A 19,329-nucleotide genomic window follows, 5' to 3' on the forward strand; every position below is an offset into this window, starting at 1 on the left:
GGGGAGTTCGGATCGAGGGAACGTGCAGCCTCCGCCTAGGCCGCCTCGCCCTGGGTGTAGCCGAGCTGCTTGTTCAGCTTGTCCAGCAACTCGATCACCGCCTCGGCGATCACCGTACCGGGCGGGAAGATCGCCGCGGCGCCGGCGTCGATCAGCGCCTGGAAGTCCTGCGGCGGGATCACGCCGCCGACCACCATCATGATGTCCGGGCGGCCCTGCCTAGCCAGTTCGGCCTTCAGCTCCGGGGCCAGGGTCAGGTGGCCGGCCGCCAGCGAGCTGGCCCCGACGATGTGGACGGCGTTGTCGACCGCCAGCTTGGCGGCCTCGGCCGGGGTCTGGAACAACGGGCCGATGTCGACGTCGAAGCCGAGGTCGGAAAAGGCGCTGGCGATCACCTTCTGGCCGCGGTCATGGCCGTCCTGGCCCATCTTGGCCACCAAGATGCGAGGCGGACCGCCATGGGCCTCCTGGAAGGCGGCGACCATGGCCCGGGCTCGGGCGGCCTTGGGATCGGCGCCGGCCTCGGCGCCGTAGACGCCCTGGATCGCCTGGATGCTGGCGCGGTGACGACCGAAGACGTTTTCCATCGCCAGGCTGATCTCGCCGACCGTGGCCTTGGCGCGGGCCGCGTCGACGGCCAGGGCCAGCAGGTTGCCGGTTCCCCGCGCCCCGTCCTCCAGCGCCTTCAGCGCCGCGGCCGTCGCGGCCGGATCGCGCTCGGCCTTCAGCCGGGCCAGCTTCTCCAGCTGCTGATTGCGCACCGAGGTGTTGTCGACCTTCAGCATCGGGATGTCGTCGGCGACCTCCGGCTTGTAGCGGTTGACGCCGACCACGCTCTGGCGATTGGCGTCAATGCGGGCCTGGGTCTTGGCGGCGGCCTCCTCAATGCGCAGTTTGGGAATGCCCTGCTCGATGGCCTTGGCCATGCCGCCGGCGGCCTCGACCTCCTCGATATGCGCCAGGGCCCTGACGGCCAGGTCGTGGGTCAGGCGCTCGACATAGTAGGAGCCGCCCCACGGGTCGGCGACACGGGTCGTGCCGCTTTCCATCTGAAGGAACAGCTGGGTGTTGCGGGCGATGCGGGCCGAGAAGTCAGTCGGCAAGGCCAGGGCCTCGTCCAGGGCGTTGGTGTGCAGGCTCTGGGTCTGGCCGTTGACCGCCGCCATGGCCTCGACGCAGGTGCGGGCCACGTTGTTGAACACGTCCTGGGCGGCCAGGGACCAGCCCGAGGTCTGGCTGTGGGTGCGCAGGGACAGCGACCGGTCATCCTTGGGATCGAACTCGCGCTTCATCAGCCGGGCCCACAGCAGGCGGGCTGCGCGCATCTTGGCCACTTCCATGAAGTAGTTCATGCCGATCGCCCAGAAGAACGACAGGCGCGGGGCGAAGGTGTCGATGCTCATGCCGGCGGCGACGCCCGCCCGGGCGTACTCGATCCCGTCGGCCAGGGTGTAGGCCAGCTCCAGGTCGGCCGTCGCTCCGGCCTCCTGCATGTGATAGCCGCTGATCGAGATCGAGTTGAACTTGGGCATGTTCGCCGAGGTGAAGGCGAAGATGTCCGAGATGATCCGCATCGAGGGCGCGGGCGGATAGATATAGGTGTTGCGGACCATGAACTCCTTGAGGATGTCGTTCTGGATGGTCCCCGAGAGCTTGTCGGGGCTGACGCCCTGTTCCTCGGCCGCCACGATGTAGAGCGCCAGGATCGGCAGCACCGCGCCGTTCATGGTCATCGACACGCTCATCTTGTCGAGCGGGATGCCGGAAAACAGGGTGCGCATGTCGAGGATCGAGTCGATGGCCACGCCGGCCATGCCGACGTCGCCCTTCACTCGCTCGTGGTCGCTGTCATAGCCCCGGTGGGTGGCCAGGTCGAAGGCCACCGACAGGCCCATCTGACCAGCGGCCAGGTTGCGTCTGTAGAAGGCGTTGCTGTCCTCGGCGGTCGAAAAGCCCGCGTACTGCCGCACCGTCCACGGGTTGGTCACGTACATGGTCGGGTAGGGGCCGCGCACGAACGGCGCGACGCCGGGATAGCCGCCGGTGAAGTCCAGGCCGGCGGTGTCGTCGGCCGTGAAGGCCGGGGGCACGTCGATCCCCTCCGGCGTGGCCCAGGCGGCGCCTTCCGGAGCGGAGTTGGTCGCGGCGGCCTCGAAGGGTAGGCTCGTGAAGTCGGGGAACTTGCTCATGCCTGGGCTCCCTCGAAGGCGGCCGAGAACCGGATGGGCGCCAGCGGCGGACAGCGGGAATCTGGTCCAGGCACGCGAACGTTGGGCGGATCGACGGCGAAGTCGCCGGTGCTGGGCGTTGCGACCTCCACCGGCTTGTCGTCGGCGTTGGGAAAGGCGGTGACCCCCAGGATCTTGCGGCTTTTGTCGGCGAAGGCAGCCTCCTGCGCCGCGCGCGTGGCGTCGACGATATCGGCGACCCGTCCGCTCTCCAGCGCCTTGACGATCCCGCCGGCCGCCTCGATGGCCTGGAAGCCGCCCCAGGCGGCGCGGGCCAGCTGGTCGGTCAGGCTGTCCAGGTACCAGGACCCGCCGGCCGGGTCGGCGACGCGGCCCAGATGGCTTTCCTCCATCAGCACCAGCTGGGTGTTGCGGGCCTGGCGGCGGCCGAAGGCGGTGGGCAGGCCGATGGCGTCGGTGAACGCGCCCAGGACGATGGCGTCGGCGCCGCCGACCGCGCCGGCGAAGCCCGCAGCGGTCAGGCGCAGCAGGTTGGTCCAGGCGTCGGCCCGGGTCAGCATGCGCTGCGACGAGCGGGCCTCGATGACGGCGGTAACCGATACGCCGCAGGCGTCGGTGATCCGCGCCCACAGGGCCCGGGCGGCGCGGACCTTGGCCACGCCGGTGAAATATTCCGCGTCGAGGCTGACGCCCAGGGTGATCCGGGAGAAGGCCTCCTGCATGGAGAGGCCGGCTCGCGCCAAAGCCTTGGCGTAGGCCAGGGCGCAGGCGGCCATCACCGCCAGCTCCTCGGTGTTGGAGCCGCCGGCCTCGTGCGCCGCGCGGCCGGTGGCCAGCATCAGGCTGGCCTTGGCGTAGGTGTCCGACAGCCGCGCCCCGACCGTCGCCGCCGAAACCAGGTGACCCTCGATGGGCCCCGGGCTGGCGCCGGCCTGGGCGAAGGCGGTCAGCGGATCCATGTGGAAGGCGAGGGGCGCGTTGGGCGCCGCCTTGGCCAAGGCGGCCAGCCAGTCGGCGGCCTTGGGGCCCAGGAAACCGGCGTCCAGGGCGACGGGGGCCAGGTCCAGCAGCACGCCGTTCAGCGCCTGGGCCATGTCCTGCAGCGAACCGACGGCCACGCCGTTGACCCCGGTGGGATCGAGAACCAGCAGCACCGAGGCCGCACCGTTCTCCAGGTCCTTCATGATCTCGGCGGCGGCCTGGCGGGGATCGGGATGGGCGGCGGGCATGCGCAGGTCCCAGGGCCGCACGGCGTCGCGCGCCCGCAGGTCGCGGGCCACGGCCACGCCGTCCTGCGCCGTGTAGAGCGGCTGGATGGCGAGGCCGTCGGCGGTCGGGGTGACCAGGGCGTCGTCGAACGCCTGGCCCTTGAGGGTCTTGTCGACCAGGGCCATCCATTTCGAGGGGTCCGGGGCGCCAAAATCCTCGGCCAGCCGGGAGGGCGGGTGAATCACGACGTTTGTCTCCTGCACCGCAGCATTTTCTTGTTTTGGCCAGCAGATGCCCCCGTGCCGCCGGGGAGGTCAAGCGCTTGCGCCGGGTACGAACGACCGTTTAAGCTAACGCTGTTTACATGCGCCGCCCGCAGCGGCCGCCCCAAAGGAGACGTTCCCATGGCCTTGCCGCCGATCCTGCGCGACCGCCTGCGCCTGCCCGTCATCGCGTCTCCGCTGTTCATCATCAGCAATCCCGACCTGGTCATCGCCCAGTGCAAGGCCGGCGTCGTCGGTTCGTTCCCGGCCCTGAACGCCCGGCCGATCTCGCAGCTGGACGAGTGGCTGGCGCGGATCACCGAGGAACTGGCGGCCCATGACCGGGCCAATCCCGACGCGCCCTCGGCCCCGTTCGCCGTCAACCAGATCGTCCACAAGAGCAACAACCGGCTCCAGGAGGATGTCGAGCTCTGCGTGAAGTACAAGGTTCCGGTGGTGATCACATCGCTGGGCGCGCGCGAGGACCTGAACGCCGCGATCCACAGCTATGGCGGGATCACACTGCACGACGTGATCAACGACAAGCACGCCCACAAGGCCATCGAGAAGGGCGCGAACGGCCTGATCCCGGTGGCGGCGGGGGCCGGAGGTCACGCCGGAACCCTGTCGCCGTTCGCCCTGATCCAGGAGATCCGCCAGTGGTTCGACGGGCCGGTGGCGCTGTCGGGCTCGATCGCCTCGGGCCGCTCGATCCTGGCCGCCCAGGCCATGGGCGCCGACCTGGCCTATATCGGCTCGGCCTTCATCGCGACCAAGGAGGCCAACGCGCCCCAGGGCTACAAGGACACTATCGTCGAGGCCCGGGCCAACGACATCGTCTATTCGAACCTGTTCACCGGCGTGCACGGCAACTATCTGCGCCAGTCGATCGTCCGGGCGGGGCTCGATCCCGAGAACCTGCCGGTCAGCGACCCATCGGCCATGAACTTCGGTTCCGGCGGCAATCAGGAAGCCAAGGCCTGGCGCGACATCTGGGGTTCCGGCCAGGGCGTCGGCGCCATCGACGCGGTGCTGTCGGCCGGCGAGCTGATCGCCAAGTTCGCGGAGCAGTATGAGGACGCCAAGGCGGAGCTGGCCGCCAAGACCGCGTTGACATCGGGCAATCGCCTGGCTTTCGCGGCCCAGTAGGCGGGGACGAGCAGGGGATCCACGGCTGTCGATCCTCGGGGACTCGCGGCGGGGCGACACTGGAGGCGTTGAAACCCTCCAGGAGTTCCCATGTCCAACACCACCACGCCTCGCCTGTCGCTGCCCTTCCTAGCGGCCGGCCAGGCCCAGAAGCACATCACCGTCAACGAGGCCCTCGGCAGGCTGGACGGCCTGGTCCAGCTGGCGGTCCAGAGCCGGACCGTCGCCGCCCAGCCGGCTTCCCCGGCCGACGGGGCGATGCACATCCTGCCGACCGGCGCGACCGGCGCCGCCTGGTTCGACAAGGCCGCCGGCCTGCTGGCCCATTATGTCGACGGCGTCTGGGAGGCCCTGACGCCCAGGGCCGGCTGGCTGGCCTGGATCATCGACGAGGGCCTGGCCCTGATCCACGACGGCGAGAACTGGACTCCGCTGTCCTCGACCTTCAAGGCCCTGACGGCCGCTCGCTCGCCGTTCTTCGCCGCCACGCGATTCGAGATTCTCGAGCAGGAGGTGACCCTGTCCGGCGCCTCGGTGGCCACGACCGTGATGATCCCGGCCCGCGCCATCGTGCTGGGCGTCTCGACCCGCACCAGCGCGGCGATCACCGGAGCGACCTCCTACAGCTGCGGCGTGGCCGGCGAGGCGGGCAAGTTCGGCGCCGCGCTGGGCGTGGCCAAGAACGCCAGCAATGTGGGGGTGATCGGCCCGACGGCCTACTACGCCGACACGCCGGTGGTGATCACGTCGTCTGGCGGCGCCTTCACCGGCGGCAAGGTGCGGGTGTCGATCCACGCGATGCGGTTCGACCCGCCGGCGGCGATCTGAGAGGACGGGGACAGGCGCATGCGCCTGTCCCCAGCCGCAGCGCGACTTGACCTCCACACCCAACGCCGCTACTCACCCCGCACCTTTGGGGAGTAGCCGCCCGCGCCGATCAGCGGGGCCCGTCGTCAACACACTTGCCTCCTTTCTTTCATCGGGAAGGGGCATGGCGCGGGTGAAGGAGGCCATCGGCTTCCGCGGCGAGACCAATGGCGTCGGTTTCCGTTCCGGGCTGGGCGGGGTCTCCGACGCTATTGGCGTGCGCTCGGCCCGGACGGTTTGATTTCATGGAATCCCTGCTCGTTTCGGCCCTCGTGGTGGCCATCGCCGAGATCGGCGACAAGACCCAGCTTCTGGCCATTATCCTGGCCACCCGCTTCAAGAAGCCCGTTTCCATCATCCTGGGCATACTGGTCGCCACCCTGGCCAACCACGCCCTGGCGGCCCTGGCTGGATCGCTGGTCTCGGGCCTGTTCGACGGCGCCTGGTTCAAGTGGGCCATCGCCGTCTCGTTCGTCGCCATGGCCGCCTGGGCCCTGATCCCCGACAAGGCCGACGACGATCTGCCCGGCGGCGCGGGTCGCTATGGGGTGTTCCTGACCACCACCATCGCCTTTTTTCTGGTCGAGATGGGCGACAAGACCCAGATCGCCACGGTCGCCCTGGGCGCGCGCTTCCATGACGTGTTCTGGGTGGCGGCCGGCACCACCGTGGGCATGATGGCCGCCAACATCCCCGCCGTGTACCTGGGCGAGGCGGCGACCAAGATCGTGCCGCTGAAATATGTGCGCCTGGGCGCGGCGCTGATCTTCCTGGGCCTGGGGATCTGGGCGGGCGTGGAGGCGATGCGCTGAGTGGGCTGGGGACAGGCGCATGCGCCTGTCCCCGATCGTGCGGGCGGCCAGAGTCCTTGATACCGACCAGCCTCAGCGCCAAAAGGGATCCGACGAAGGGGATCTTGATGACCGACCGCGGCTGGGAGTTCTGGATCGACCGAGGCGGCACCTTCACCGACATCGTCGCGCGGCGCCCGGACGGGACCCTGCTGACCCACAAGCTGCTGTCGGAAAACCCCGAGCAGTATGACGACGCGGCGGTGGCCGGCGTGCGGGCGCTGCTGGACGGCGACGGCGCCATCGACGCGGTCAAGATGGGCACCACCGTGGCCACCAACGCCCTGCTCGAGCGGGCGGGCGAGCCCACGGTCCTGGCGATCACCCGGGGCCACGCCGACGCCCTGCGCATCGGCTACCAGGCCCGGCCCAAGCTGTTCGACCGGCGGATCGTCAAGCCCGAGGCGCTGTACGGCCACGTGGTCGAGGTCGACGAACGGATCAGCGTCGAGGGCGCGGTGCTGCGGCCGCTCGACGAGCTCGGGGCCCGCGCGGGGCTGCAGGCCGCCTTCGACGCCGGCTTTCGGGCCGTGGCCGTCGTGCTGCTGCACGGCTTTCGCTTCACCGATCACGAGGCGAGGGTCGCGGCGATCGCCCGCGAGGTCGGCTTCACCCAGGTGTCGGTCAGTCACGAGGTCAGCCCGCTGATGAAGCTGGTCGGGCGCGGGGACACGACCGTGGTCGACGCCTACCTGTCGCCGATCCTGCGCCGTTATGTCGACAAGGTCGCCGACGCCCTGGGGCGCGAGACCCGGCTGCTGTTCATGCAATCCAACGGAGGCCTGACCGACGCCCACGCCTTCCGGGGCAAGGACGCGATCCTGTCCGGTCCGGCCGGCGGGGTCGTCGGCATGGCCAGGACGGCGGCCCAGGCCGGCTTCGAGCGGGTGATCGGCTTCGACATGGGCGGCACCTCGACCGACGTCTGCCACTTCGCGGGCGAGTACGAGCGGGCCTACGAGACGGTGGTGGCCGGGGTGCGGATGCGCGCGCCGATGATGAACATCCACACCGTGGCGGCCGGCGGCGGTTCGATCTGTTCGTTCGACGGGGCGCGGTTCCGGGTCGGCCCGGCCTCGGCCGGCGCCAATCCCGGCCCGGCCTGCTACCGGCGTGGCGGGCCGCTGACCGTGACCGATTGCAACGTCATGCTGGGCAAGCTGTCGCCCGACTTCTTCCCGGCGGTGTTCGGCCCGAACGCCGACCAGCCGCTGGATCGCCACGTGGTCACGGCGAAATTCGAGGCGCTCGCGGCCGAGATCCTGGTCGCGACCGGCAGGGCCATGACGCCGGTCGAGATCGCCGAGGGTTTCGTCACCATCGCCGTGGAGAACATGGCCAAGGCCGTGCGGCAGATCTCGATCCAGCGCGGCTACGACGTCACCCGCTACGTGTTGGCCTGCTTCGGCGGGGCGGGCGGCCAGCATGCCTGCCTGGTCGCCGACGCCCTGGGCATGACCGAGGTGATGATCCACCCCTTCGCCGGGGTGCTCAGCGCCTACGGCATGGGCCTGGCCGACCTGCGGACCCTGCGCGAGGCGACAGTGGAGCGGCCGCTGGCCGACGCCGCCGAAGACCTGACCGGCCGCGCGGCCGTCCTGGCGAGCGAGGCCGAGGCCGCGCTGTGGGCCCAGAACGCGCCGCTGGTCCGGGTCGAGACGATCGCCAGCGTGCTGGTCAAGTACGCCGGGACCGACACCCCGCTGCGCGTGCCGCTGGGCGACGCGGCGGCCGTGGGCGAGGCTTTCGAGGCCCTGCACCATCGGCGCTTTGGCTTCGTCTCGCCGGGCACGGCCCTGGTCGTCGAGGCTCTGGCCGTGGAAGCTATCGGTCACGCCGACGCCGGCGGGGCGCCGGACCTGGGCCTCGGCGCGGACTCCAAGCCCGAGCCCCTGGCGGTCCTCACCGTCCGCATGGCCGGCGCCGAGCACGCCGCGCCGGTGTTCGACCGCGCCGCCCTGCCGATCGGCGGCGAGGTGGCGGGGCCGGCCATCGTCCGCGAAGACACCGGCACCACGGTGATCGAGCCTGGTTGGCGGGCGACGGTCGACCGCCACCTGAACCTGATCATCGACCGCGTCGTCGCCCTGGCCCCGCGCCAGGCGGCCGGGACCAAGGCCGATCCTGTGATGCTGGAGGTGTTCAACAACCTGTTCATGGCCGTGGCCGAGGAGATGGGCTTCGCGCTGCAGAACACCGCCTATTCCGTCAACATCAAGGAGCGGCTGGACTTCTCCTGCGCCCTGTTCGACCGCGACGGCGCCCTGATCGCCAACGCCCCGCACATGCCCGTGCACCTGGGCTCGATGGGCGACAGCGTGCGGGCTGTCCGCGACGGACGGCTGCACGATCGCCGGGGCCTCCTGCCCGGCGACGTCTACATGCTCAACGCGCCCTATAACGGCGGCACCCACCTGCCGGACGTGACCGTGGTCATGCCGGTGTTCGACGCGGCCGGGGCGCTGGCCTTCTATGTCGCGGCGCGGGGCCACCAGGGCGATATCGGCGGGATCACGCCGGGTTCGATGCCGCCGGGCAGCCGCACCGTCGAGGAGGAGGGGGTGCTGATCGAGAACTTCCTGCTGGTCGAGGGCGGGCGGTTCCGCGAGGCCGAGGTTCGGGCGCTATTGGCCTCGGGCAAGTGGCCGGCCCGCAATCCCGACCAGAACATCGGCGACCTCAAGGCCCAGGTGGCGGCGTGCGCGCGCGGCGCCGAAAGCCTGACGGGCCTGGTCGCCGAGTTCGGCCAGGCGGTGGTCGAGGCCTACATGGCTCACGTGCAGGACAACGCCGAGGAGGCCGTGCGGCGTGTGCTGGCCACCCTGTCGGACGGGGCCTTCGCCTACGAACTGGACGACGGTTCGGTGGTGAAGGTGGCGATCACGGTGGACCGCGCGACGCGCATCGCGCGGGTCGATTTCACCGGCACCAGCGACCAGGTCCCGACCAATTTCAACGCCCCGGCCTCGATCTGCCGGGCGGCGGCGCTCTACGTGTTCCGCACCCTGGTCGACGACGAGATCCCGATGAACGACGGCTGCCTGCGGCCGGTCGAGCTGGTGATCCCCGAGGGCTCGATGCTGCGGCCGCGCTATCCGGCGGCGGTGGTGGCCGGCAATGTCGAGACCAGCCAGGTGGTGGTGGACGCCCTCTATGGCGCGCTGGGGGTGATGGCGGCCGCCCAGGGGACGATGAACAACTTCACCTTCGGCGACGACCGGCGGCAATATTACGAGACCATCTGCGGCGGGGCCGGGGCCGGGCCGGACTTCGACGGCGCCGACGCGGTCCAGACCCACATGACCAACAGCCGCCTGACCGACCCGGAGGTGCTGGAGAGCCGCTATCCGGTGCTGGTCGAGGCGTTCTCGATCCGGCGCGGCTCGGGCGGGGCCGGCGCCCGTCGCGGCGGCGACGGGGTGGTGCGCAGGATCGGCTTCCGCGAACCGATGACGGCGACCCTGCTGTCCAACCGCCGACGGGTGGCGCCGTTCGGGTTGGCGGGCGGTGGTCCAGGCGCGTTGGGCGCGGCCCGCGTCGAGCGGGAGGACGGCTCGGTTCAGGTGCTCGGCGCGACCGACGCTGTGGAGGTCGCGGCGGGGGATTCAATCGTCATTGAGACCCCCGGTGGCGGGGGCTACGGGGCGGTTTAGGCCGAGGAACGATTGGGGACAGGCGCATGCGCCTGTCCCCGACCGAGGCGAGGCGCCTAGGCCAGCACGACCTTGCCATCCACCCGCCGCGCGATGCCCAGCGGGTTGGCGTCCTGCAGTTCCACCGGCAGCAGGGCCGCCGGCAGGTTCTGGTAGCTGACCGGCCGCAGGAAGCGGAAGATCGCCAGCGAACCGACCGAGGTCGAGCGGCTGTCGGAAGTCGACGGGAACGGGCCGCCGTGGACCATGGCGTGGCCGACCTCGACGCCGGTGCCGAAGCCGTTGACCAGCACGCGGCCGGCCTTCAGCTCCAGGGTCGGCAGCAGGGCGCGGGCCAGGTCTGTGTCGGCCTCGTCCATGTGCACGGCGATGGTCAGCTGGCCTTCCAGGGCGGCGAGCACCTGGGTCAGCTGGGCCAGGTCCTGGGCGCGGACCACCAGCGAGGCGGCGCCGAACACTTCGTCCTGCAGGTGCGGCGTGGCCAGGAAGGTGGCGGCGTCCACCGAGAACAGGGTCGCGCGGCCCTGGCCGTGGCCGCCTTCCAGGCCGTGCGCCACCTCGGTGACGCCCGAGGTTTCGGCCAGGGCTTTCACGCCGCCGGTATAGGCCTTGCAGATACCGGGGGTCAGCATCTGGCCGGCCGGGGCCTTGGCGATCACCTCGGCGGTGGCCGCCAGGAAGGCGTCCAGCTCGGGGCCGTCGATGCCCAGGATCAGGCCGGGATTGGTGCAGAACTGACCGGCGCCTTGGGTGAGAGCGGCGACGAACTCGGGGGCGATGGCCGCGCCGCGCGCCTTCAGGGCGTTCGGCAGCAGCAGCACCGGGTTGATGCTGCTCATCTCGGCGTAGAACGGGATCGGCTCGGGACGGCCCTGGGCGACGGCCGTCAGGGCCAGGCCCGCGCGGCGCGACCCGGTGAAGCCCGCGGCCTTGATGCGGGCGTCGGCGACCAGGCCTTGCGAGATCTCGATGCCGGCGTCGTGCAGCAGGGCGAAGACGCCCGACGGCAGGCCGCATGCCTTCACGGCCTCCTGAACGGCGCGGCCGACTAGTTCCGACGTACCCGGATGCGCCGGGTGGGCCTTGACCACCACCGGGCAGCCGGCCGCCAGGGCCGAGGCGGTGTCGCCGCCGGCCACCGAGAAGGCCAGCGGGAAGTTGCTGGCGCCGAACACCGCCACCGGACCCAGCGGCACGTTGCGCAGGCGCAGGTCCGGACGCGGCAGCGGCTTGCGGTCCGGCTGGGCCGGGTCGATCCGGGCCTCCAGCCAGCCGCCGTCGCGCAGCACGCCGGCGAACATCTTCAGCTGGCCCATGGTGCGGCCGCGCTCGCCTTCCAGGCGGGCGCGGGGCAGGCCGGTCTCGGCCATGGCCCGAACGATCAGGTCGTCGCCGATCGCCTCGATCTTGGCGGCGACGGTTTCCAGGAACACGGCCCGCTGCTCGGGCGAGGTGGCGCGATAGGGCCCGAAGGCCGCGGCCGCCAGGGCACAGGCCTCGTCGAGATCGGCCTTGGTCGCGCCACCGAAGGTCACGTCCAGGGTGGCTCCGGTGCTGGGGTCGACCGCGTGGATCGCGCCGCCGGTCCCGGGGCGGGCGCCGCCGTCGATCAGAAGCTCTCCGGTGATGGTCATGGCGCGATCCTCGTGTCGTCGTTGAACGGGTCTTAGATGATACCGCTCCCATAGACGTCAAGCCGATGGCTCGGATACCGGCCGATTTCGAAGCTTTCGGCAGGCCTTGACTGACTCATAACTCGCCAGCTATGAGTAACCCATAGCCAACGGGTTATCGGTTTTTCATGACGGACGCTCACGACCTGCTTTTCAAGACGCTCGCCGATCCCACCCGACGTGGGATCTTCGAGCGGCTGTGCCGCGACGGCGAACAGACGGTCGGGGCCCTGACGGCCTTGGCCGGAGTCTCGCAGCCGGCGGTCTCCAAGCATCTTGGGGTGCTCAAGCAGGCCGGCCTAGTCAGCGACCGTCATGAGGGCCGGCAGACGCACTACAGCGCCCAGCTGAACGCCCTGGCCCCGTTGGTCGACTGGACAAGCCGCATGGCCGGGTTCTGGGAAACCCGGTTCGACAATCTCGAAGACCTGCTCAACAGGATGGACCAATGACCAGCACCGCGACGCAAACCCGTTCCGTCGTCGTCGAGCGTGACATCGCTCATCCGCCGGAAAAGCTCTGGCGCGCCCTGACCCAGCCGCACCTGATGGAGGAATGGCTGATGAAGAACGACTTCAAGCCCCAGGTGGGCCACAGCTTCAACCTGCGCGGGGAGTGGGGCGGGGTGCTGGACTGCAAGGTTCTGGCCGTCGAGCCCCAGAAGACCCTGTCCTATACCTGGGATTTCGCCCACGAGGACGCGGCCTACAACCTCCAGAGCGTGGTGACCTTCACCCTGACCCCGACCGCCACGGGCACGCACCTGCGCGTCGAGCAGGCCGGTTTCCATCCCGACCAGAAGCAGGCCTACGGCGGCGCCCACGCCGGCTGGAAGTCGTTCCTGGGCAATCTGGACCAACTGCTGGAGCGGCTGGACTAGCCGTCCGCAGCGCCCGATCCCGAAGGAGAAAGACCCTTGAACTGGAACGCCCTCATCCGACAGACCCATCGCTGGTTGTCGATCCTCTTCACGGCCGGCGTCATCGGCTACATGATCGTCATGACCAAGGGGCAGCCCCCAGGCTGGGTCGGGCTGTTCGCCCTGGTCCCGCTGATCCTGCTGCTGGTCAGCGGCCTGTACATGTTCGTGCTGCCCTATGTCGCCAAGGGGCGAAGCGGACGGCGCGCGCAAGGCTAGGAGGGAGCCGTGGCCGGGGAGAGGTCCGAACCGAAGCTGCTGTCGGGCGGCAACCCGCAGATCGCCAAGGGAGACGGCGACACCCCGGTCCAGGCCTATATCGCCGCCATGCCGGGCTGGAAAAGCCAGGTCGGGCGCAAGCTGGACGCGCTGATCCAGGCCGCTGTTCCCGGCGTGCGCAAGGCGGTGAAGTGGAACTCGCCGTTCTACGGCGTCGAGGAGAAGAGCTGGTTTCTCGCCGTTCATTGCTACGCGAAGTACGTCAAGGTGGCCTTCTTCCGCGGCGCGGCGCTCGATCCCCAGCCGCCGGTCGCCTCCAAGCAGAAGGACGTTCGGTATCTCCACATCCACGAAGACGACCCGATCGACGAGGCCCAGTTCACCGACTGGGTGAGACAGGCCAGCCAATTGCCCGGCGAACACATGTGAGCCGTTACGACGAGGTATGAGGACCATGAAGAAGAAGATGGGCGGCCCGCTGGAAGGCCCGCCGTCCGAACTGATCGACAAGGCGATTGCGGCGCTGGACGATTGGCGCGGCGAGACGCTGGCCAGGATCCGAAAGCTGATCCACGAGGCCGACCCCGACGTGGTCGAGGAGTGGAAGTGGGGCATACCGGTGTGGTCGCACGACGGCATCCTCTGCACCGGTGAGACCTACAAGGCCGCCGTGAAGACGACCTTCCCCAAGGGCGCGTCGGCGGAGGATCCTTCGGGCCTGTTCAATTCCAGCCTGGAAGGCGCCACCCGGCGGGCCATCGACTTCCGCCAGGGCGAGGCGATCGACGAAGAGGCGTTCAAGGCGCTGATCCGCGCCACCGTGGCGTTGAACGTTTCGACGCGGACGGCGAAGAAGCGCGCCTGACGCGCCTCGAAGGCTTCCAACGATAAAAGGCGAACGCCGCGACGGCCTGTCGGCCCTCGCGGCGTTTCCTTCCCATGCGACCTGTTTAGCGGGCCGCCGGTTCCCACAAGGAGAGGGGGTGGGCTATTTCTTATCGGTGGTCAGCTTGAAGACCATGACGTTGCTGTACTTCTGGCCCGGATCCAGCCGCACCGGCGCGAAGGCCGGCTTGTTGGGGGCGTCGGGGAAGTGCTGCGGCTCCAAGGCGATGCCGTCGCCCTGGCGATAGATCTTGCCGCTCTTGCTCACCGTCGTGCCGTCGATGAAGTTGCCGGTGTAGAACTGAATGCCGGGCTGGTCGCTGAGGATCTCCAGCACCCGGCCGCTCTTGGGATCGGCCAGGCGCGCCGCCAGACGCGGCGCGCCGCCGGCCTTGCCGGTCAGCACCATGTTGTGGTCGTAGCCGCGGCCGATGACCATCTGCGGGTCGCGGGCGTCGCGGACCCGCTCGCCCACCACGCGCGGCTTGCGGAAGTCGAACGGCGTGCCGGCCACCGGCGTGATCTGGCCCGTGGGGATCAGCTCGGCGTCGACCGGCGTATAGCCATCGGACGCCAGGGTCAGGACATTGCCCATCGCGCCGTCGGCCGAGCCTTCGCCGGCGACATTGAACAGGGCGTGGTTGGTCATGTTGACGATGGTCGGCTTGTCGGTGGTCGCGCCATAGGTGATGGTCAGTTGGTTTTGCTCATCCAGCGCGTAGGTCGCCGTGGCGGTCAGGGTTCCGGGATAGCCTTCCTCGCCGTCGGGGCTGACATAGGTGAAGGTGACCGAGGCGACCGGGCCGCGCTTGACCTCGGCGACCTTCCAGACCTGCTTGTCGAAGCCCTTGACCCCGCCGTGCAGGGCGGCGACGCCGTTGTTGTTCAGGGCCAGCTGGTAGGTCTTGCCGTCCAGGGTGAAGCGGCCCTTGCCGATGCGGTTGGCGAACCGGCCGACCGAGGCGCCGAAATAGCTGGCGTTCTTGGCGTAGGCCTCGGCGTCCTTGAAACCCAGGGCGATGTCGGCCTTGGTTCCGTCGCGGCCGGGCGCGATCAGCGACTGCAGGGTGGCGCCGTAGGTGATCACGGTGGCGCTGACGCCCTTGCCATTGGTCAGGGTGATGGCCTCGACCGCGACGCCGTCGGGCGTCTTGCCGAACGGGGCGCGGGCATAGTCGGCCGCGAAGGCCCCCGCCGGGAGGGCGATGGCGGTGGCGGCCAGGAGGGCGCCGGTCAGTGTGCGGCCTGAAGTCTTCATGGGGTTCCTCGTTCCAACGATCGCGAGCGGCTCTGGATGGCGCTTGGCGATCATATAGTCCGACAATTGGAGCCTGCGCAATCGAAGCGGGGCGGAAAGAGCGAGCCCTCGTTCCGGAAGGGCGCAAACCCATGTGCGGAACGGCTCAAAGGGCTATGGGCCATCCGTCGTCGGTCCATCCCAGGGGCTGAATGCGCAGGGTGGGAACACCGCCTTTGCGGGCGTCGTAGGCGTGATAGACGATGTGGTCACGGCCGTCGTCGCGCAGCACGGCCACGTGGCCTGGCCCTTTGAAGCGCTTGGCCGGATCCAGGTCGGCGTGCAGCACGATGAAGCCGCCGCCCTTCATCATCGGCTTGCCGTCGCGATCGACATAGGGCCCGGCCACGGCCTTCGAACGGCCGACCACGGTATAGTAGGTGCTGTCGGCGCCCCGGCAGCAGAAGTCGAACGAGGCGAACAGATAGAACCAGCCGTCGCGCTCGACGATGCAGGGCGCTTCGATGGCGCTGGGCCGGGGTCGGGCGGCGATCGCCGCCGGGGCCGCGCCGGGGCTGGGCTTGCCGGTCGAAGGATCGATCTCGACCAGCTTGAGACCCGACCAGAAGCTGCCGAAGCTCATCCAGACGCGGCCGTCCGGCATGGCGACGATGTTGGGATCGATGGCGTTGAAGTCGTCGCTGGGCTTGGAGGCCAATACGACGCCCTCGTCGCGCCAGCCGAAGGCCGGGTCGGACCGGTCCAGGGTCGGCGTGGTCTGGAGGGCGATGGCCGAACGGTTCTTTCCGAACGTCGAGAGGGCGTAATAGAGGTGGTAGCGGCCGTTGATCAGGCTGATGTCCGGCGCCCAGGCGCCCCGCACGCCGGGGACCTCTCCCTGCGCCCAGTCGGGCAGGGTGGGCATGACCGCGCCGATCAGGGTCCAGGTCACCAGGTCAGGCGAGGTGCGCCAATGGATCAGGCCAGGCTTCTGGTTGGCCTGACTGGTGCAGAACAGGTGATAGGTCCCGCCCTGCCGGATGATGCAGGGGTCGTGCACGGGCGACAGGTCGCCGGTCATCCGATCGTTGAGGCGGGCCTCGGCCATGGCCGACGCGGCGACCAGGCTGGCCGTCGAGAGGCTGCCGGCCAGGGCGTGTCTGCGGGTCAGCATCAGGACCTCCGGCGCCGGAAAGCAAGAGACGAGAAGGGGGCGCCCGGCCGAGAGCCCGGCCGGGCGCGGGTTCTACATCTTCCAGCGGAAGCCGATCAGGACCTGGCGGTCGTAGCGACGGGTGTCGCGCGGATACAGGTGCTTGTCGGTGAAGTAGTCCTTGAACTCGGTGTCGAGCAGGTTGACGCCTTCCAGGGTCAGGGTGAGCTTGTCGCCCACCTTGTAGGAGAGGCTGCCGTCCATCTGGGCGGTGTTGTCGGCGATCAGGTCGAAGCCGCTGTTCTCGAAGTTGGGCGTGTCGAGGAAGTGTTGGCGCCAGTTATAGGCCAGGCGACCCGAAATCGGACCTTTTTCATAGAGAACCGCCACGTTGTAGGACCACTTCGACAGGCCGCGGAAGTCGGTCTTCACGCCGGTGACGGCGTTCTCCATCGACCCGTCCATGAAGGTGAGATTGGCCTGCAGGCCAAGGCCGCTCAGCGGTCCGGGCAGGAAGTCGTAGAACTGCTGGTAGCCCAGTTCGACGCCGTCCAGCTTGTCCTTCCCCGAGTTGCTGGGGCGCGTCATGATGTAGGTGGTGCCGTTGATCACTTCGTTGGCCGAGGTGGTCTCGACATAGCCGTCGATGTTGCGGTGGAAATAGGCCAGCGTCAGGAAGCCGTCGGCGGCGAAGTACCATTCCAGCGAGGTGTCCAGGCTGTCGGAGGTCACCGGTTTCAGGTTCGGATTGCCCCCGGAGCCGGAGAGGAAGGTGGTGTTTGACGCCACGGTCGACAGCGAGACGCCCGGATTGAGCTGGGCGAAGTCGGGACGGGTGACCGTGCGGCCCAGCGAGATGCGGCCGATCAGGTCGGGACGCAGGTTGAACTTCAAGTTCGCGCTGGGCAGCAGGTCGACCGACGAGTTCTTCTTGCTGGTCGGCGTATAGGCCAGGATCGGACTGGCGGTGTCGACATTGTTGCCGCCCAGGGTCTGCTCGGTGCGGACCAGGCGCAGGCCCACCACGCCGCTCCACGGCACGCTGCCCAGGTCGCCGCCAATCTTGGATTGTACGTAGCCGGCATAGGTCTTCTCGACGTCCGAGAAGAACATGCCCGGGTCGATCCGCCGCTTGCCGGTGACAGGGTCGTTGCGCAGGGCGAACAGGGCCGCGCTGGTGGCGTTGCGGTCGTACAGCAGCGCCGTCTGGGCCCGGACCTTGTCGGTGTTGTTGAGCAGGTATGAGGCGCTGGGCGTGTACCACTGAGTGGTGACGTAGTCCGGACCGCCGCTGGCCATCTTCTCCGACACGCCGTTCAGGCCCGGCAGGGTGCTGACCGAGGTGTGAGTGAACGGATAGGCCGCGCCGCCGTACGACTGGTTGGATTCGGCGCTGCGGTCGGCGTAACGGAAGCCGGCGCTGATCTCGCGGATGAACTCATCGGAGGGGGCGGTGTAGACGACGTCGGCGCGCCAGTCGACCGAGGTCCCGGTCTGCTTGCCGTAGTTGTCGAACCAGTTCTCGATCGTATAGGCGGCCGGATTGGTGATGTCGTAGCCGGGGCTGTTGTAGTTCAGCTGGGCCGTGCCGCCGTGGCTGGTGTCGACCTGCACGAGCGGCACGATCGTGGAGGTGTCCATGATCGGGTTCTCGTACCGGAAGAACGAGTTGGTCACCGACAGGTCGGTCGACAGCTTGAAGCTGCCCAGTTCCTTGTAGCCGCCGGCCGAGAACTGGTTGGTGTTGGAATGCTGGTCGTTGGCCTGGGTCGACATGATCGTGAAGACGTTATGGTTGGTCAGCGTCTTCAGCTGGTTGGTGCCGGGGAACACGGTGGCCGACAGGTTGCCGTCGCCCAGCCAGGGCAGGCCCACCAGGAAATCCAGTTCGAACACGTTCTTGTAGTCGGTGACGAAGCCTTCGAGGTAGAGCTCGCTGGTGTCGTCCGGGCGCCATTGCAGGGCGAAGTTGGCCGCCTTGCGCTTGCGCTCGCCGGCGATCGGGATGTAGCCCATCACAAAGGGGCCGTTGATCGAGGTCACGCCCGCCGGCAGCGGGTGGGCCGGACTGAACGAGCCGGTGTGGTCGTCGGAGCGGACGTTGAAGGCGCGCTCCTCGTGATAGTCGCGGTCGACGAACGACACCCCGAGCAGCGCGCCGAACTCGCCGGCGCTGGTTTCCCAGCGGTTCGAAGCGGTGGCCCCGAAGTCCGGATTCCAGGCCTTGGCCTTGTCGGAATAGACCCCGTGGCCGAAGGCGTTGAACTGGGCGCCGGCGAAGTCGAACGGCCGGCGGGTGCGGACGTCGATCGATCCGGCGATGCCGCCTTCGATCTGGTCGGCCGCGGCGCTCTTATAGACGTCGACCCGCTGCAGCATGTTGGCCGGAATGTCGGCCAGGGCGATGTAGCGGCCGGTGGTCGTGAACACCTCGCGGCCGTTGAGCAGGGTCACCAGGTTGGGCAGGCCGCGGATCAGCACCGAATTGGCCTCGCCGGAGTCGCGACGGACCTGGATGCCGGTGACCCGCGCCAGGGCGTCGGCGACATTGTTGTCGGGCAGCTTGCCGACGTCCTCGGCGACGATGGAGTCGACGACCAGGTCGTTGTTCCTCTTGATCTGCTGAGCGCTCTGGGCGGCCTGCCGCTGGCCGGTGACGACGATCTCCTCGACCGTCTGGTCGTCCTTCGTCGCCGCGGTCTGCGCCAGGGCCGGCGCGGCGGCCAGCAAGGTCATGGCCGAGGCGGCCGAGATCAGCAGGGCGCGGCGCACGGCGGAGCGCATCGGCTTCTGGATGCCGGTAGTCATGGATTTCCCTCCCAGGTTCATCGTCTCCCCGTCTGCGCGGGGCGTTTCTCGATGACCGTCATCTTGTCTGACAAATAAATTGAGCGCAAGAGGATTGCCTGCGCGTGATCAAAAAAATGAACGACGTTCTTTGTTCCTCAAGGGGCACGATGCACCCGCATAGGGCTCGTTGATTGTTATGATAAATGGCAATAAAGTAATTAAAACAACATGATGAGGTTGGCTCACTGGACGCTATCGCGGCCGCGGCGGGC

15 protein-coding genes are annotated in these 19,329 nt (G+C 68.8%); 9 read left to right on the forward strand and 6 right to left on the reverse strand.

Annotated elements, in window-relative coordinates; all coding sequences use genetic code 11:
* Window positions 1-35: 35 nt before the first annotated feature.
* Together scpA and G3M57_RS08430 are read right to left on the reverse strand one after the other, a co-directional pair.
* Window positions 36-2,189, reverse strand: a complete 2,154-nt coding sequence (gene scpA / locus G3M57_RS08425) for a methylmalonyl-CoA mutase (RefSeq protein ID WP_056752436.1) — start codon at window positions 2,187-2,189, stop codon at window positions 36-38.
* A complete protein-coding gene (locus G3M57_RS08430; protein WP_056752433.1) occupies window positions 2,186-3,583 on the reverse strand; it encodes a methylmalonyl-CoA mutase family protein in 1,398 nt (465 codons plus the stop codon). The genes scpA and G3M57_RS08430 overlap by 4 nt, the downstream gene beginning before the upstream one ends.
* A gap of 219 nt (window positions 3,584-3,802) precedes the next feature.
* Here G3M57_RS08430 and G3M57_RS08435 point away from each other — a divergent pair, with 219 nt between their 5' ends.
* From G3M57_RS08435 to G3M57_RS08450, 4 genes are all read left to right on the forward strand, one after another.
* On the forward strand, window positions 3,803-4,810 hold the full coding sequence (locus G3M57_RS08435) for an NAD(P)H-dependent flavin oxidoreductase (RefSeq protein ID WP_056752430.1): 1,008 nt from the start codon (window positions 3,803-3,805) through the stop codon (window positions 4,808-4,810).
* A gap of 90 nt (window positions 4,811-4,900) precedes the next feature.
* Window positions 4,901-5,638 carry a DUF2793 domain-containing protein gene (locus tag G3M57_RS08440; RefSeq protein ID WP_056752428.1) on the forward strand — a complete coding sequence of 246 codons (738 nt, stop codon included), beginning with the start codon at window positions 4,901-4,903 and terminating at the stop codon, window positions 5,636-5,638.
* 284 nt (window positions 5,639-5,922) lie between these two features.
* Window positions 5,923-6,489 (forward strand): TMEM165/GDT1 family protein, encoded by a 567-nt coding sequence (locus G3M57_RS08445; protein ID WP_056752425.1) that lies wholly within the window; start codon window positions 5,923-5,925, stop codon window positions 6,487-6,489.
* A gap of 107 nt (window positions 6,490-6,596) precedes the next feature.
* Window positions 6,597-10,181, forward strand: a complete 3,585-nt coding sequence (locus tag G3M57_RS08450) for a hydantoinase B/oxoprolinase family protein (protein ID WP_056752423.1) — start codon at window positions 6,597-6,599, stop codon at window positions 10,179-10,181.
* Window positions 10,182-10,237: 56 nt separating this feature from the next.
* On the opposite strand, the gene G3M57_RS08455 is transcribed toward G3M57_RS08450, so the two are convergent.
* The gene (locus G3M57_RS08455; RefSeq protein WP_056752420.1) at window positions 10,238-11,815 is read right to left on the reverse strand and encodes an aldehyde dehydrogenase (NADP(+)); all 1,578 of its coding nucleotides are present in this window, start codon (window positions 11,813-11,815) and stop codon (window positions 10,238-10,240) included.
* Between the two features lie 167 nt (window positions 11,816-11,982).
* On the opposite strand from G3M57_RS08455, the gene G3M57_RS08460 reads away from it, so the two are divergent.
* The 5 genes from G3M57_RS08460 to G3M57_RS08480 are packed head-to-tail and all read left to right on the forward strand — an operon-like array spanning window position 11,983 to window position 13,857.
* Window positions 11,983-12,306: an ArsR/SmtB family transcription factor gene (locus tag G3M57_RS08460; RefSeq protein ID WP_056752417.1), complete on the forward strand. Its 324-nt coding sequence runs from the start codon at window positions 11,983-11,985 to the stop codon at window positions 12,304-12,306.
* Window positions 12,303-12,734, forward strand: a complete 432-nt coding sequence (locus G3M57_RS08465) for an SRPBCC family protein (protein ID WP_056752413.1) — start codon at window positions 12,303-12,305, stop codon at window positions 12,732-12,734. The genes G3M57_RS08460 and G3M57_RS08465 overlap by 4 nt, the downstream gene beginning before the upstream one ends.
* Before the next feature lie 36 nt (window positions 12,735-12,770).
* Window positions 12,771-12,992 carry a hypothetical protein gene (locus G3M57_RS08470; RefSeq protein ID WP_056752411.1) on the forward strand — a complete coding sequence of 74 codons (222 nt, stop codon included), beginning with the start codon at window positions 12,771-12,773 and terminating at the stop codon, window positions 12,990-12,992.
* A gap of 9 nt (window positions 12,993-13,001) precedes the next feature.
* The gene (locus G3M57_RS08475) at window positions 13,002-13,421 is read left to right on the forward strand and encodes a DUF1801 domain-containing protein (RefSeq protein ID WP_056752409.1); all 420 of its coding nucleotides are present in this window, start codon (window positions 13,002-13,004) and stop codon (window positions 13,419-13,421) included.
* 25 nt (window positions 13,422-13,446) lie between these two features.
* Complete coding sequence (locus G3M57_RS08480; RefSeq protein ID WP_056752406.1) at window positions 13,447-13,857, forward strand: DUF1801 domain-containing protein; 411 nt, start codon at window positions 13,447-13,449, stop codon at window positions 13,855-13,857.
* Window positions 13,858-13,980: 123 nt separating this feature from the next.
* Here G3M57_RS08480 and G3M57_RS08485 read toward each other — a convergent pair whose 3' ends face one another.
* From G3M57_RS08485 to G3M57_RS08495, 3 genes are all read right to left on the reverse strand, one after another.
* A complete protein-coding gene (locus tag G3M57_RS08485) occupies window positions 13,981-15,135 on the reverse strand; it encodes an aldose epimerase family protein (RefSeq protein WP_056752404.1) in 1,155 nt (384 codons plus the stop codon).
* Between the two features lie 145 nt (window positions 15,136-15,280).
* The gene (locus G3M57_RS08490) at window positions 15,281-16,288 is read right to left on the reverse strand and encodes an arabinan endo-1,5-alpha-L-arabinosidase (protein ID WP_163229952.1); all 1,008 of its coding nucleotides are present in this window, start codon (window positions 16,286-16,288) and stop codon (window positions 15,281-15,283) included.
* A gap of 72 nt (window positions 16,289-16,360) precedes the next feature.
* Window positions 16,361-19,075 carry a TonB-dependent receptor gene (locus G3M57_RS08495; RefSeq protein WP_056752400.1) on the reverse strand — a complete coding sequence of 905 codons (2,715 nt, stop codon included), beginning with the start codon at window positions 19,073-19,075 and terminating at the stop codon, window positions 16,361-16,363.
* Between the last annotated feature and the right edge of the window lie 254 nt (window positions 19,076-19,329).

It is taken from the genome of Caulobacter rhizosphaerae (assembly GCF_010977555.1).
In the GTDB taxonomy this organism is placed as follows: domain Bacteria; phylum Pseudomonadota; class Alphaproteobacteria; order Caulobacterales; family Caulobacteraceae; genus Caulobacter; species Caulobacter rhizosphaerae.

Excerpts from the sequence above, each read along its gene's own strand:
- G3M57_RS08465 (WP_056752413.1), top strand. The coding sequence starts at position 12,303 with ATGACCAGCACCGCGACGCAAACCCGTTCCGTCGTCGTCGAGCGTGAC.
- G3M57_RS08460 (WP_056752417.1), top strand. The coding sequence starts at position 11,983 with ATGACGGACGCTCACGACCTGCTTTTCAAGACGCTCGCCGATCCCACC.
- G3M57_RS08495 (WP_056752400.1), bottom strand. The coding sequence starts at position 19,075 with ATGACTACCGGCATCCAGAAGCCGATGCGCTCCGCCGTGCGCCGCGCC.
- G3M57_RS08490 (WP_163229952.1), bottom strand. The coding sequence starts at position 16,288 with ATGCTGACCCGCAGACACGCCCTGGCCGGCAGCCTCTCGACGGCCAGC.
- G3M57_RS08430 (WP_056752433.1), bottom strand. The coding sequence starts at position 3,583 with ATGGCCCTGGTCGACAAGACCCTCAAGGGCCAGGCGTTCGACGACGCC.
- G3M57_RS08455 (WP_056752420.1), bottom strand. The coding sequence starts at position 11,815 with ATGACCATCACCGGAGAGCTTCTGATCGACGGCGGCGCCCGCCCCGGG.
- scpA (WP_056752436.1), bottom strand. The coding sequence starts at position 2,189 with ATGAGCAAGTTCCCCGACTTCACGAGCCTACCCTTCGAGGCCGCCGCG.
- G3M57_RS08435 (WP_056752430.1), top strand. The coding sequence starts at position 3,803 with ATGGCCTTGCCGCCGATCCTGCGCGACCGCCTGCGCCTGCCCGTCATC.
- G3M57_RS08480 (WP_056752406.1), top strand. The coding sequence starts at position 13,447 with ATGAAGAAGAAGATGGGCGGCCCGCTGGAAGGCCCGCCGTCCGAACTG.
- G3M57_RS08450 (WP_056752423.1), top strand. The coding sequence starts at position 6,597 with ATGACCGACCGCGGCTGGGAGTTCTGGATCGACCGAGGCGGCACCTTC.
- G3M57_RS08485 (WP_056752404.1), bottom strand. The coding sequence starts at position 15,135 with ATGAAGACTTCAGGCCGCACACTGACCGGCGCCCTCCTGGCCGCCACC.
- G3M57_RS08445 (WP_056752425.1), top strand. The coding sequence starts at position 5,923 with ATGGAATCCCTGCTCGTTTCGGCCCTCGTGGTGGCCATCGCCGAGATC.
- G3M57_RS08440 (WP_056752428.1), top strand. The coding sequence starts at position 4,901 with ATGTCCAACACCACCACGCCTCGCCTGTCGCTGCCCTTCCTAGCGGCC.